The organism is Rickettsiella grylli, assembly GCF_000168295.1.
Lineage (GTDB): Bacteria > Pseudomonadota > Gammaproteobacteria > Diplorickettsiales > Diplorickettsiaceae > Aquirickettsiella > Aquirickettsiella grylli.
The window spans coordinates 256,880-270,000 of the sequence record NZ_AAQJ02000001.1 but is presented as its reverse complement, the minus strand read 5'-3'; the positions used below and the strand labels follow the sequence as shown (position 1 = coordinate 270,000).

15 protein-coding genes are annotated in these 13,121 nt (G+C 38.5%); 10 read left to right on the top strand and 5 right to left on the bottom strand.

What is annotated here, in order from left to right; genetic code table 11:
- The first annotated feature begins 10 nt into the window (after positions 1–10).
- On the top strand, positions 11–364 hold the full coding sequence (gene trxA, locus RICGR_RS01220; protein ID WP_006035223.1) for a thioredoxin: 354 nt from the start codon (positions 11–13) through the stop codon (positions 362–364).
- A 271-nt stretch (positions 365–635) separates the two neighbouring features.
- A complete protein-coding gene (gene rho, locus RICGR_RS01215; RefSeq protein WP_006035782.1) occupies positions 636–1,892 on the top strand; it encodes a transcription termination factor Rho in 1,257 nt (418 codons plus the stop codon).
- Positions 1,893–1,903: 11 nt separating this feature from the next.
- Here the strand turns inward: rho and RICGR_RS01210 are convergent, their stop codons facing one another.
- From RICGR_RS01210 to RICGR_RS07375, 4 genes are all read right to left on the bottom strand, one after another.
- On the bottom strand, positions 1,904–2,836 hold the full coding sequence (locus tag RICGR_RS01210) for a LysR substrate-binding domain-containing protein (protein ID WP_006035038.1): 933 nt from the start codon (positions 2,834–2,836) through the stop codon (positions 1,904–1,906).
- A 54-nt stretch (positions 2,837–2,890) separates the two neighbouring features.
- Positions 2,891–3,544 carry a disulfide bond formation protein B gene (locus tag RICGR_RS01205; protein WP_420806100.1) on the bottom strand — a complete coding sequence of 218 codons (654 nt, stop codon included), beginning with the start codon at positions 3,542–3,544 and terminating at the stop codon, positions 2,891–2,893.
- On the bottom strand, positions 3,487–3,639 hold the full coding sequence (locus RICGR_RS08110; RefSeq protein WP_420806082.1) for a DUF5993 family protein: 153 nt from the start codon (positions 3,637–3,639) through the stop codon (positions 3,487–3,489). Before RICGR_RS08110 ends, RICGR_RS01205 begins: the two co-directional genes overlap by 58 nt.
- Before the next feature lie 93 nt (positions 3,640–3,732).
- The gene (locus RICGR_RS07375) at positions 3,733–4,656 is read right to left on the bottom strand and encodes an L-threonylcarbamoyladenylate synthase (RefSeq protein WP_006035807.1); all 924 of its coding nucleotides are present in this window, start codon (positions 4,654–4,656) and stop codon (positions 3,733–3,735) included.
- A gap of 312 nt (positions 4,657–4,968) precedes the next feature.
- Here RICGR_RS07375 and RICGR_RS01195 point away from each other — a divergent pair, with 312 nt between their 5' ends.
- The 8 genes from RICGR_RS01195 (at position 4,969) to RICGR_RS01160 (ending at position 12,813) form a co-directional block, all read left to right on the top strand.
- Positions 4,969–6,504: a c-type cytochrome gene (locus RICGR_RS01195; RefSeq protein ID WP_006035358.1), complete on the top strand. Its 1,536-nt coding sequence runs from the start codon at positions 4,969–4,971 to the stop codon at positions 6,502–6,504.
- A 60-nt stretch (positions 6,505–6,564) separates the two neighbouring features.
- Positions 6,565–7,371: a cytochrome c oxidase subunit II gene (gene coxB, locus RICGR_RS01190; protein ID WP_006034712.1), complete on the top strand. Its 807-nt coding sequence runs from the start codon at positions 6,565–6,567 to the stop codon at positions 7,369–7,371.
- A complete protein-coding gene (gene ctaD / locus RICGR_RS01185; protein ID WP_006035280.1) occupies positions 7,355–8,941 on the top strand; it encodes a cytochrome c oxidase subunit I in 1,587 nt (528 codons plus the stop codon). The genes coxB and ctaD overlap by 17 nt, the downstream gene beginning before the upstream one ends.
- Before the next feature lie 7 nt (positions 8,942–8,948).
- Entirely contained in the window at positions 8,949–9,533 is a 585-nt protein-coding gene (locus RICGR_RS01180; RefSeq protein ID WP_006035548.1) for a cytochrome c oxidase assembly protein, read from the top strand.
- 79 nt (positions 9,534–9,612) lie between these two features.
- Positions 9,613–10,476 carry a cytochrome c oxidase subunit 3 gene (locus RICGR_RS01175; protein ID WP_006035117.1) on the top strand — a complete coding sequence of 288 codons (864 nt, stop codon included), beginning with the start codon at positions 9,613–9,615 and terminating at the stop codon, positions 10,474–10,476.
- Positions 10,476–11,204 (top strand): SURF1 family protein, encoded by a 729-nt coding sequence (locus tag RICGR_RS01170; RefSeq protein ID WP_240992176.1) that lies wholly within the window; start codon positions 10,476–10,478, stop codon positions 11,202–11,204. Before RICGR_RS01175 ends, RICGR_RS01170 begins: the two co-directional genes overlap by 1 nt.
- A complete protein-coding gene (locus RICGR_RS01165; protein ID WP_006035601.1) occupies positions 11,201–11,779 on the top strand; it encodes a hypothetical protein in 579 nt (192 codons plus the stop codon). Before RICGR_RS01170 ends, RICGR_RS01165 begins: the two co-directional genes overlap by 4 nt.
- A gap of 2 nt (positions 11,780–11,781) precedes the next feature.
- A complete protein-coding gene (locus RICGR_RS01160) occupies positions 11,782–12,813 on the top strand; it encodes a COX15/CtaA family protein (RefSeq protein ID WP_050763963.1) in 1,032 nt (343 codons plus the stop codon).
- On the opposite strand, the gene RICGR_RS01155 is transcribed toward RICGR_RS01160, so the two are convergent.
- On the bottom strand, positions 12,780–13,112 hold the full coding sequence (locus RICGR_RS01155) for a hypothetical protein (protein ID WP_006034816.1): 333 nt from the start codon (positions 13,110–13,112) through the stop codon (positions 12,780–12,782). The genes RICGR_RS01160 and RICGR_RS01155 overlap by 34 nt on opposite strands.
- Positions 13,113–13,121: the final 9 nt, after the last annotated feature.

Sequence of the window (13,121 nt, the reverse complement as noted above, 5' to 3'; positions counted from 1 at the left end):
GGTTACTACCATGAATAATTCATCTATCGTGACGCTGAATGATGCGTCTTTTGAATCAGAAGTATTACAATTTAACGCAACACCGATACTCGTTGATTTTTGGGCAGAATGGTGTGGCCCCTGCAAAGCCATTTCACCTATTTTAGATAAACTTTCTGAAAAATATCGTGGGAAAATAAAGATTGGAAAATTAAATGTTGACGAAAACCCTAAAACACCGGCAAAATACGGGGTGCGTGGCATTCCTACATTAATTCTTTTTAAAGATGGAAAAGCCGTAGAAACAAAAGTGGGTGCCTTATTAGAATCACAGTTAGAATCATTTTTAGAGAAACACCTAACGAACCCAGGTACTTCTACTTAATTTAATGCGACTATTTTTCTAGATAAAAATGAATCTTAAAATAGGCATTACTGGTATTAATGCTATTTTTTGATTTCTGAATTTTTTATCGCATCATATTTTTTAATACGACACGAGGAGCACAACTTATCTCTATGCTTAGATGACCTATTTGTAAAATGATTTTTAACACGCTCTAAACTCTTGATACTCATTCTTACTATTAATATTCCAATTAAAACTTAATACACATCCAATTTTTTTATACTCCTTTTATGAAAGAAAACATACTATGAATTTAACTGAACTTAAAAAAAACTCTCCCGCTGAGTTGGTTGCCATTGCCGAAGAATTAAAAATAGATGGTTTAGGCCGCCTACATAAAAAAGATATGATCTTTTCTATCCTGAAAGCGTTAGCCAAACGAGGAGAAGACATTTATGGCGATGGCGTATTAGAAATATTACCTGACGGCTTTGGTTTTTTACGATCTGCAGAAGCATCTTATCTCGCAGGACCCGATGACATTTATGTTTCTCCGAGCCAAATTAGACGCTTCAATCTTCATACGGGTGACACTGTCTCAGGAAAAATTCGTCCCCCTAAAGAATCTGAACGCTATTTTGCTTTATTAAAAGTCAGTGAAATTAATTTTGATACGTCTGAAAATGCTAAAAATCGGGTTTTATTCGAGAATTTGACACCTTTATTTCCCGACGAACGGGTTCAACTTGAACGAGGAAACGGGAGCACAGAAGATATTACGGCGCGAATTATTGATCTCGTTGCTCCGACGGGTAAAGGGCAACGGGGCTTGATTGTATCTCCGCCAAAAGCGGGAAAAACGATGATGATGCAGAATATTGCCCAATCGATTTCACATAATTGTCCAGAATGTTATTTGATTGTTTTATTGATTGACGAACGCCCGGAAGAAGTCACTGATATGCGGCGTTCTGTTCGTGGCGAGGTTATTGCAAGCACGTTTGATGAGCCTGCAACACGCCATGTACAAGTGGCAGAAATTGTTATTGAAAAAGCAAAACGCTTAGTCGAACACAAAAAAGATGTCGTTATCCTCTTAGATTCGATCACTCGTTTAGCACGTGCTTATAATACGGTTATTCCTTCTTCTGGGAAGGTATTAACGGGAGGGGTCGATGCCAATGCACTTCAACGTCCTAAACGCTTTTTTGGTGCTGCGCGTAATATTGAAGAAGGCGGTAGTTTAACCATTATTGCCACCGCACTGGTTGATACCGGTTCGAAAATGGATGATGTTATCTATGAAGAATTTAAAGGAACTGGAAACATGGAAATTCATTTGGATAGACGAATTGCTGAAAAACGCATTTATCCTGCTATTCATTTAAATCGATCCGGCACGCGACGTGAGGAGTTATTGGCTAAACCCGATGTGTTACAAAAAATGTGGATATTACGTAAAATCCTTCAATCCATGGATGAAGTGAGCGCCATGGAATTTTTAATTGAGCGGTTAAAAAATACGAAAACAAATGATGAATTTTTTGATTCAATGAAAAAATAATGCGTTAAATACTAACGATGCATTCTATGCTTGGATTGAAGTTTTTTTTCTAAATGAGTAATTACATTTGGGATATTATTTTCGATAAGCGTTGCTATTTTTTTGCAACAACGCTCCAAAGCACTTCCTTTACGCCATAACATTCCAATTTTTCGTTCAGGAACAGGTGACGCTAAAGGGACGTTTTTAATGAATGGATGTGTTTCCAATGCTAATAAGGGTAATAAAGTAATTCCAGCCCCTGTTCCTACCATATGTCGCAACGTTTCTAAACTCGTTGCGCGATAGTTTGTTTTTTCTTTTAAATTACTTCTTTTATGACAAACATCTAATGCCTGATCTCTAAAGCAATGCCCTTCCTCTAATAAAAGGAGGTTATAATGACCTAAATCGTTTAAATCTAATTTTTTAGCATCGTACAATGCGTGTGAACGAGGCATAATCAGAAAAAAAGGTTCTTTAAATAACGGACGTAAATATAAGCCTTTATGAGGGATAGGTAATGCGAGTACAACAGCATCTAATTTTCCTTCTTTTAACTGGATCAGAAGGTTCTCTGTTTTATCTTCATATAAATATAAGGTAATTTTTGGTAATTCTTGCATAATGGACGGTAAAATATAGGGGAGAAGGTAAGGGCAAAGACTAGAAATCACACCTAAACGTAATTCGGCTAAAAAAGGATCTTTTTCTAATTTTGCGAATCGTTTAAACTCATCAACCGCCTGCACGATGTGTTTGGCTTTTTCAACCATACGCAGACCCGATGTTGTCATTAAAACTTTCTTTTGTCCGCGTTCAAATAATTTCATACCTAAGGTCTGTTCCAATTTCTTTAATTGAATACTTAACGTGGGCTGGCTCACTGAGCAGGCTTTGGCTGCTTTCCCAAAATGACGATATTCTGCCAACGCTAATAAATAACTAAGGTCTCTGAAATTCATAAGCCTCTAGGATTTAAAACAAGCCATCACGCTTGTCTTGAAATGGTTAAAAAATTACGTTGATTTTATAGACGACGCAACGAATTTAATTTCGTAATGCACTGGATTTTCTGGGCATACTTTGATTCCACATTCCAAATAAGTCGCAATCCCGTTAAAAATAGCTAAAACAAATACCGCTGCAAATGTCGCATGTTTTAACAATTTCATTGTTTTCGTTTTCGGAGGTTCTTCATATTGATATTGTGGAAAAATGCTAAAAATAATTGAAATATAAATAATAATCGCTACACAGAGAATAAATACCCAGGTATAAAGATGTAATCCAAATAAAGGTAGACCATAACCTTGATCACCCGGCGCCACATGCAAGAATATTTGACGCGTTGATATTGCGGCCGTCAGCATCGCTGAAAGGAGCGATAATGCATAATGAACTGGACGGATCTTAAATTGAACGTTCAACAAAAAACCAAATGCAATACCTAAAATACCAATCCGTTGTAGCAAGCACAGTGGGCACGGTAATTCGTGAAAACGAAGTTGTAAAACAAACGCCACGAACAGCAAAAAAGCTAAACCGATGGCATCGAGGGCATTAAGGACTTTAATAATTTTAACGACTTTAGAGGAATGCATCATCGTTATCCCTAAAATTGCAGAGATAATTGGGTGGTCACATGATGATAAAATACAAACGTTGTGAATAACAGAAAGACGATAAAGAGGTCTATCGCAAGCCTTCGTTGTTTGCACCATGCTAAAAGCAAACAAAGACTATATAAAAAAAAGAGCGCCAACATAATACCCACCTGTTGTCATAAATTTAGCTTAGTTTTTTTAAAAAATCTATGTGAATGCCGTCTTCCTCACATCACGCATGTTCAATAAGGCGTTTAGGAATATTGATCTAATATGAATTGGATACCTGCCCAATGGTTACGTTTTGGCACAGCTTCCACCAAAATTCTATGATGCATTGCTTTAGATTGATGTAAATAATGGTACAATTGTTGCCCGTACCGGCTCGCTTCAGAAGGCATCTGAATCCACGTAACGTTTTTATGTTTTTTTTTCGCTGGGCTGAATGCAAACACGGTTAATGGTTGATAGTGGTTTAAATGCGTATCAATGACTTCATCTAAGACCTGTTTGGGCACTTGTGTAATCAACGGTTTTTTAGAAAAACAAGAGGGTGATGTCGATTTTTCAATCTCATAAGGCGTTATCGATGCGATTTTCGCCAATGGAAGTGCTCCTAATCGAAGTATTCGGGGAATAGTGAACGTCACATCAATAATGGTCGATTCAATGCCAATTCGGCAAGGTCCACCATCAATCATCCATTCAAGCGGTTGATCAAATTCCGCGCGTACATGCTTGATGTGTGTAGGACTAAGCGCTGTTGAACGATTTGCAGAAGGCGCCGCCACACCACGTGCAAAAGAACTTAATACCGCTTGAGCAATGGGATGATCGGGTACCCGCAAACCTATTTTATGTTGCCCTCCGGTTAATTCAGGTAAGACTGTTTTTTCTTTTTTTAAAATCAATGTCAAAGGGCCTGGCCAAAATCGTTCGGCTAACTTTTCGGCCACTTCAGGAATATCACGAGCCCATCGCGTCATCGGATGTTCCTTTGCGAGTAAAACACTTAAAGGCTGGTTGAGAGGACGACGCTTTAATGAAAAAATTTGTAAAATAGCATTTAAGTTTGTCGCATCGCCCGCTAAGGCATATACCGTTTCAGTCGGAAGAACAATCAGTTTTCCAGCCTTTAAGCAGGATACCGCGCTAGCAAGTTCATTGTTCGTTATCATTTTAACCTGCAAATAAGGCTGTTTTTTAGTTCACTTTTTTAGTTTACTTTGAAAAACCCCTGATTATCCACTAAATAGCCGATGTTATCTAGCTTCAATGACATGACGTTCAATGATCTAAACCTTATTATCGAAATAAACCGGTGGGGCACTTAAAAATAAATGATGACTGTGGCATTATAGCCCTTTGCAACGATTGAATCGATGCTTCATGTTTTTAGAATGATAGACGATCAACCGTTAACAAGAATAGCAGGAAGCTCGTTCAATGTGTTTTAAAAATCTCCAAAAAGATTGGATTTGTAAGGGACTATGAGTAAAATAATCTTCAATTATCTTTCTTGGTTTAATTTTTTTAAGCATTCTTTTTTTATCGCCCTCTTCTTCTCAAGTTCAGCATCGGCTCACTTGAGTCAAGGGCTCACATCAAAAAAACCTGAGCTGAATATCCCTTACCCTACGGTTCACTATCCTCAAGACGACACATTACGTCAACAAATTCAGCGCGGTGAATATTTAACGAAAGCTGGCGATTGTATTGCCTGTCATACCGATAGCCCACATCATGGAAAACCGTTTGCCGGAGGCTTAGGTATTTATACCCCGTTTGGAAGCATTTATTCTCCCAATATCACACCCGATAAAGAAACAGGAATTGGCACCTGGAGCGATAAAGCGTTTATCCGTGCGATGCATAAAGGAATAGCGCCCAATGGAAGCTATTATTTTCCTGTATTCCCATTTGCAAGTTTTACTAAAGTCAGTACTCAGGATTTATTAGCTATCAAAGCCTATCTATTTAGTTTAAGTCCTGTGAGACGAACTAATCAGCCGAATGAAATGATGTGGCCCTTTCATTGGCGTTTTTTACAATTAGGATGGCGCGTTCTCTTTTTACGCACCGGATATTATAAACCCGATAATCAGCACTCCATGTTATGGAACCGCGGTGCTTATCTCGTTCAAGGTTTAGGTCACTGCGGAATGTGTCATACCCCTTTAAATCTATTAGGTGCCGAAAAAAAGAAAAATTATCTAACCGGAGGTTTTATTCAAGGTTATTATGCCCCGAATATAAGCGCAACAGGATTAAAAAACGCAAGTATCAATGAAATTCGGGCCGTCTTTAAACAAAATAAAATGTTAAAAAACGCCGGCGTTGTCGCAGGGCCTATGGCAGAAGTGAACAGCAACAGCCTTAAGTATTTATCAACCTATGATTTAAATGCCATCGCAACTTATTTAAAAACGGTAAAAAGTCACGTACCCCGTTCTGCTTTCAATGGCCCTATTACGACGAAGACGGGCCGCAAAGTTTACGAATCTTATTGTGCTGTCTGTCATGCGAGTGGTGCTGCGGGTGCTCCTGAATTAGGGAATACGGCTGAATGGAAAAAACGTTTACAACAAGGAAAAAATATCCTTTACGCGCGTGCTATACAAGGCTTTAATTCAATGCCTCCCAAAGGGACGTGCACCGGTTGCTCGGATGATGCCATAAAAGCGGCGGTTGACTATATCCTCCTGAACGATCACAGGAGAACAACCGTTACGATCCCTTTACACGAAAAAGGAGTCCGCTTAAAAACAGGAAAACAAATTTATTTACATCATTGTGCGCTCTGTCACGACAATGGGAAATTAGGTGCCCCGCTCATCGGTGATAAAACACGTTGGCGACCTATCATCGCTAAAAATATTGATGTTTTATTTGCTCATACCATTCAGGGCTATAAAAAAATGCCTGCAAAAGGGGGATGCAAGCCCTGCAACAACGCTGAATTGGAAGCCAGTGTAAAATATATGGTGGAACAAAGTAAAATCACGGGTAATTATTCTCTCTGGTAATTTTTTAAATTTATTAACTGGATAAGCCCACTTTTCTGTCAAAATAAGGATAACTAAAACATGGAACGGATTAAAACACTGCATTTGTTCATTTTTTTTAGCCTGAGTGGATGGCTTCATCCCATCGTGACACAAGCGAGCTGGCAAGTGAATATGCCGCGCGGCGTCACGCCGATTAGCCATGCCATTTATCATTTACATATGCTTGTTTTCTGGGTGTGTGTGGGAATTGCTGCTGTTGTTTTTAGCGTCATGATTTATTCGCTTATCCGACATCGAAAATCGAAAGGAGTTAAACCGGCTCATTTTCATGAACATTTTTTTTTAGAAATAGCATGGGCTATCGTCCCTTTTATTATATTAGTCATTATTGCAATCCCTGCAACGAAAACGTTAATTAAAATGAACGATGATAGTGATCCAGAATTAACCATTAAAATCACGGGCTATCAATGGCGTTGGCGATATGCTTATTTAGATCAAGGTATTGATTTTTTTAGTAATCTTTCAACACCCGCTGAAGAACTGCAAAATCAAGCCAAAAAAAATCAATGGTACCTGTTAGAAGTTGATCGCCCTTTAATTGTACCCACCCACACAAAAATTAGGTTTTTATTTACATCCAATGATGTCATACACGCCTGGTGGGTTCCGTCCTTAGGCATCAAACGCGATACTATCCCAGGTTTCATTAATGAGGCCTGGGCAAAAATAGATACAAAAGGGACTTATCGTGGTCAATGTGCTGAATTGTGCGGAACGAATCACGCATTTATGCCGATCGTCGTTAAAGCAGTCACGCCCGCAGAATTTAAAATATGGGTTAAGCAACAATCAGGAGAAGGTCTTCATGGAACAAACACTTGATCGCGAACATCTGCTTCCTCAAGGTTTTTTTGCATTTTTCAAACGTTGGCTCTTTACAACGAATCATAAAGAAATTGGAACGTTATATCTTCTTTTTAGTCTTCTTATGTTTTTTGTGGGTGGAATTTTTGCGTTATTAATCCGTGCTGAATTATTTCAACCGGGCGCCCGGTTAATGAATCCAGAACTTTTTAATCAGATGACAACTCTACACGGCCTCGTTATGTTATTTCTTGCGATTATGCCGGCTTTTTCTGGGTTTGCGAATTGGATGATCCCGTTAATGATAGGCGCACCTGACATGGCGATGCCGCGTATGAATAACTGGGCATTTTGGATATTACCGGTCGCAACTATCGTGCTTTTTAGCACACTCTTTATGGAGGGCTCTGCACCTAATTTTGGGTGGACAATGTATGCACCCTTATCCACACTCTATGGGCCTGAGAGTACCGATTATTTAATTCTTGCCATCCATTTAATGGGACTTTCTTCACTGATGGGCGCGATTAATATTATTGTCACCTTACTTAATCTTCGAACGCCTGGAATGACGCTGATGAAAATGCCCATCTTTTGTTGGAGTTGGTTTGTGACTGCTTTTCTACTCATTGGTGTCATGCCTGTTTTAGCAGCCGCGGTGACCATGATGCTGATGGATCGGCACTTCGCGACCAGTTTTTTCAGTGCCGCTGGCGGAGGTGATCCATTACTTTATCAGCATCTTTTTTGGTTTTTTGGACATCCTGAAGTTTATATTATTATTCTTCCAGCGTTTGGAATCATTTCTCAAATTATTCCAACGTTTAGTCGAAAAAAACTTTTTGGTTATCGGTTTATGGTCTATGCTTTATTAGTCATCGCATTTTTATCATTTATTGTGTGGGTCCATCATATGTTCGTAACTGGTGTCCCCTTAGCGGCTGAATTATTTTTCATGTACACCACCATGTTAATTGCTGTGCCTACCGGTGTAAAAGTGTTTAACTGGGTCACGACAATGTATCGCGGTGCACTTAGCTTTGAAACCCCCATGTTATTTGCACTCGGCTTTGTTATTCTATTTACTATTGGTGGATTTTCTGGCGTCATGTTATCGATGGTCCCCGCAGATTTTCAATATCAAGATACCTATTTTGTGGTCGCTCATTTTCATTATGTTTTAGTCCCGGGCGCCCTATTTGGTGCGATTGCAGGCACTTATTATTGGTTACCCAAAATGACCGGTGTGATGTATAACGAACGCCTCGGTCAATGCCATTTTTGGTTGTCCGTCATCGGGGTTAATCTCACCTTTTTCCCGATGCATTTCTTGGGGTTAGCGGGTATGCCAAGGCGCGTTGCCGATTATTCTTTACAATTTGCCAATTTTAATGCGATTGCAAGTTTAGGCGCTTTTTTATTTGGTTTTGCGCAATTATTTTTTCTTTACACGATTATTCAAGCCCTACGCAAAAAAGGAAAAAAAGCGACCGCGCATGTTTGGGAAGGCGCTGAAGGTCTCGAATGGACGTTAAGTTCGCCGCCTCCTTTACACAGCTTTACAACCCCACCCACGTTGAAGTCCTGAAAGAAACATGCCCGTCCACTCACGCTTCGCCAAAATTTCCAATAAAAAGATTTTAATTCTACTTTCTTTAACGACGCTGTCGATGTTTGGTTTCGGCTTTGCCATGATTCCCCTTTATAATGTACTGTGTAAAAATTTAGGGATCAATGGTAAAACAGACAAGCTGAGTTACCTGGCTTCGAATCAAATTGATCTATCCCGCAGTATTCGTGTAGAATTGATGACGCATAACAACAATAATCTTGCTTGGAATTTTTACCCCCGATTACAACATATTCAATTACATCCCGGGGAAAATATTTTAATTTATTTTTTCGCTCAGAATAATTCAGATCATCCAATGACTGTACAAGCGATTCCTAGCGTTTCTCCCGGTTTAGCGGCCCGTTACCTAAAAAAAACAGAGTGTTTTTGTTTTACACAACAAACGTTTAATGCGGGCCAACATCGAGATATGCCTGTTTTATTTCACATTGATCCTCATTTACCTCAATCGATTCATACCATCACGTTAGCCTATACCTTATTTGATGCAACAAAAATAAAACCCTCTGCATTGACGCTGCGCTCTTTAGCGCATATTCCCAGTTAATCGTTTCCTATAAAATTTTTTCTTGTGGACGTCATTGACTTTTGCTAAGGTAATTCCTACGTTAAAGGACAAACGCCCAGTGAAAAAAAAAGACGCATTCTACTACGTCCCTGAACACAGTCAGTGGCCTATTATTGGCGCACTTGCGTTGCTTTTTTTAGCGTTTGGTTCATTAAATATAGGAAAAAAATGGGGTCTTATTGCACTCATCATCGGTGTCGCAGGTCTTGCATTCATGTTAACGGGTTGGTTTTGGAATGTCGCCCAAGAACGTCAAGCGGGATTCTACAGTCCTCAAATGGACAAAACGTTCCGCTGGGGTATGGTATGGTTTTTAATCGCTGAACTCTTTTTATTCGGCTTATTATTGGGTTCGATCGTCCATGTCCGATTTTCAATTACACCCTGGCTTGCAGGACAAGGCGGCGATGCATCGCAATTAACCCATTATTTACTCTGGCCCGATTTTGCTAAACAGTGGCCTTTATTGACCCCTCCCCGCGTTGCCACCCATCAGGTTAAGCCAGTCCATTCTCTCTTAAACGATCTTCCATTGATAAATCTTATCGTTCTACTTGCGAGTGCGTTCTGTTTATCCGCTGCACATTATCATTTTAAAAAAATCAATGGCCCATACTGTCGTTTAAGCTTCAATTTAGCGATTTGTTTCGCTTTTATTTTTGTCATTTCACAATTTTATTATTTTATTCATAGCCTTAATACACACGTAATTACGCAACGCGGGGTGTGGGGTAGCTTTTTAATTGCTTTTTTAGGGTTTCATTTGCTCAATTGTGTCGCTGCATTATTTTTTTTACTTTTTTTGTACACCCGTTATTGCAAGAACGCGTTTGAAAAAAATATTTTTTCTTTTGATGCGAGCGTATGGTGGTGGGATTTTCTCACGATCATCTGGGTATTCGGGTTTTTTTTAATTTTTTAATGATGAAAAAAAATAGTATTGTTATCCCATTCACTCCGTATTACTTTACGTTTACATTCGTTCCGACGTGCATGTTATTTTTTTTATTTTCTCTATTGATGTATCTCGGTTTTTGGCAAATCGACCGTGGCAATCGTAAGCATCACCTTCAAAAAATATTCAATCAGCGATCCTCATCCAGACCCATTCATTTAAATCAAATTAAAAATATTGATTTAAAAAAGAACTACTTTCGTGGAATAGTGCAAGGCCACTTTGATAACCCACACACTTTTTTACTTGAAAACAGAATTTATTTGCATAAAATTGGTTATGAAGTCCTGACTCCTTTTTTTTTAAATAACCAATCCAACGCCATATTAGTCAATAGAGGATGGATTCCACAAGGCATGAATAGAAAACAAATTCCAAAAATTTCAGCGGTTGATCATCAAATTAAACTCGAGGGAGTAATTGTTTTTCCTCCTAAAACGTTTCATTTTTTCAATCCGATCAATGAAGAGGGCTGGCCCAAAAAGATTCAATCCATTCATCCTGATTTTTTAAAAAAAAATAAATTTCAACCTTTTTTATTGGTTGTTCAACCTCAACAACCGGGTAGCTTTATACCGCTTTGGCACCCTATCACATTACAGCCTGCGCGCCATTATGCCTATGCATTTCAATGGTTTGGATTAAGTATAACGTTGTTCATTGTTTTTCTTAGTGCACATATTCACCGTTTATGAAAAAAAAACAGTCATGGCATTCTTTTTTGACTCTCGTGTTACTCTTCGTGCTCTTTTTAACGCCGCTCATTGCGGCTGTCATCCTCTATACTCGAAAGCCCCATTGGTTACATCATAAAACAGTGAACAAGGGGCATCTCCTTTTGACCCCGCTCAATTTATCGCAATTAAAATTAATACCCGCTCAGCAAAACCCTGAGTTAGAAAAACCCGCTTGGTTTTTATTTTTTTTAACGCAAACGCCGTGTCGTCATTCCTGTCAGAAGCATTTATATCATTTACGTCAAATTACACACGCGTTGGGAAAAAATCGTTATCGCGTACACTATGGATTCATTGTGACGAACCGTTTATTTCGTCCTTCTCTCAATAAGGATTCAAATTTATTTCAGTACACCATCATTAAAAAAGAATTAGACCATTTTTTTTCTACCTTAAAGATAAAACCTTTAACCGATGCATATTTTATCGCAGACCCACTTGGAAAAATTATTTTATATTTTTTATCCGATGCGCAGGACAAAGATATCTATGACGATTTAAATCGTTTATTAAATGTTTCAACGTTAGGATAGACATGATGTTATTGAGAAACAAATCGGCCTTACATTTTCTTTATATTGCTTTTTTATTTGCTTTCATTGTCATACAACTCGGTGTTTACACCCGCTTAAAGGACGCTGGTTTAGGATGTCCTGATTGGCCCACGTGTTATGGAAGATTTATAGTGCCCACACATACCTTACAACTTCATCACGCTCCTTTTATAAACCAAATACTCTCTGCAGAAAAAGCATGGCCTGAAATGATTCATCGCTATGCAGCGGCGAGTTTAGTCTTATTTAGTTTTGCAGCGATTATTCTCATCGTTTCGAACGATAAACGTTCAGAACAACCGTTAAAAATAGCGATCAGTTTGTTTTTTTTACTTTTATTACAAGGTTTATTAGGCAAATGGACCGTGACGTTGAAATTACATCCGCTTGTGGTGATGTCTCATTTACTGGGTGGATTCGCGTCCTTCAGTGTGTTGTGGTTATTAATCCTTCAATTAAATAAACTGCACATCAATCAAATTTCACGTTCCGAACAAAAATTAAAACCTTGGGCAGCCTTGGGTTTATTATTAATCATTCTTCAAATTAGTCTTGGCGGATGGACAAGTGCCAATTATGCCGCATTTGTTTGTCCAGACTTTCCAACCTGCCAAGGTGTGTGGTGGCCACGGATGAATTTTTCTGAAGGTTTCCATCTGTGGATGAATACCGCTATCAATTTTGAAGGTGGAATTTTGTCTTCAACCGCGCGTACTGCGATACAAATGGCGCATCGTCTTATGGCAATCCTTACTGGGCTGTATTTAAGTTGGATAGTTTATACATTATGGCGTACTTCAAAAAAAAAATTTTTTCGGGCTCTGGCTATTTTATTGGGATTATTACTTGCGTTACAAATCGGATTAGGCATTCTGAATATCGTATGGCTACTCGCTTTACCTATTGCTTTATCACATAATGCGGTTGCTGCATTATTGCTACTGGTGCTGATTACGCTGAACGTCAGCTTATATAGCAATCAGCATTCTTTCGATGAATTGAAACAACGATAAAAAAATTCTTCATTACAATTTTTTGATCCATTGATAAAGTCGGATTTATAAAAAAAATAGGTTGATAGCGATTTTTTTACATCGCGTGGCTTCCTCTCCTCATTATCCATAAAATCAATACAGTCTCTCGAAAAATAATTCATCCATTTTTTTGGACAACTCTGTTCTTGATGAAGCGATATTCTTTTAAACAGAGAGGAAATAGGTTGATCTTCTGATTTTTTGTTTTTTCTAACCCCCTTCACGAAGGTAAAAAAATCTACTTCATTTGATTTTATTAAATGATAGGTCTTTTTCATAATGAACGT

Excerpts from the sequence above, each read along its gene's own strand:
- rho (WP_006035782.1), top strand. The coding sequence starts at position 636 with ATGAATTTAACTGAACTTAAAAAAAACTCTCCCGCTGAGTTGGTTGCC.
- RICGR_RS01180 (WP_006035548.1), top strand. The coding sequence starts at position 8,949 with ATGCCCGTCCACTCACGCTTCGCCAAAATTTCCAATAAAAAGATTTTA.
- ctaD (WP_006035280.1), top strand. The coding sequence starts at position 7,355 with ATGGAACAAACACTTGATCGCGAACATCTGCTTCCTCAAGGTTTTTTT.
- RICGR_RS01195 (WP_006035358.1), top strand. The coding sequence starts at position 4,969 with ATGAGTAAAATAATCTTCAATTATCTTTCTTGGTTTAATTTTTTTAAG.
- RICGR_RS01210 (WP_006035038.1), bottom strand. The coding sequence starts at position 2,836 with ATGAATTTCAGAGACCTTAGTTATTTATTAGCGTTGGCAGAATATCGT.
- RICGR_RS08110 (WP_420806082.1), bottom strand. The coding sequence starts at position 3,639 with ATGTTGGCGCTCTTTTTTTTATATAGTCTTTGTTTGCTTTTAGCATGG.
- RICGR_RS01170 (WP_240992176.1), top strand. The coding sequence starts at position 10,476 with ATGATGAAAAAAAATAGTATTGTTATCCCATTCACTCCGTATTACTTT.
- trxA (WP_006035223.1), top strand. The coding sequence starts at position 11 with ATGAATAATTCATCTATCGTGACGCTGAATGATGCGTCTTTTGAATCA.
- RICGR_RS01155 (WP_006034816.1), bottom strand. The coding sequence starts at position 13,112 with ATGAAAAAGACCTATCATTTAATAAAATCAAATGAAGTAGATTTTTTT.
- RICGR_RS07375 (WP_006035807.1), bottom strand. The coding sequence starts at position 4,656 with ATGATAACGAACAATGAACTTGCTAGCGCGGTATCCTGCTTAAAGGCT.
- RICGR_RS01160 (WP_050763963.1), top strand. The coding sequence starts at position 11,782 with ATGATGTTATTGAGAAACAAATCGGCCTTACATTTTCTTTATATTGCT.
- coxB (WP_006034712.1), top strand. The coding sequence starts at position 6,565 with ATGGAACGGATTAAAACACTGCATTTGTTCATTTTTTTTAGCCTGAGT.
- RICGR_RS01165 (WP_006035601.1), top strand. The coding sequence starts at position 11,201 with ATGAAAAAAAAACAGTCATGGCATTCTTTTTTGACTCTCGTGTTACTC.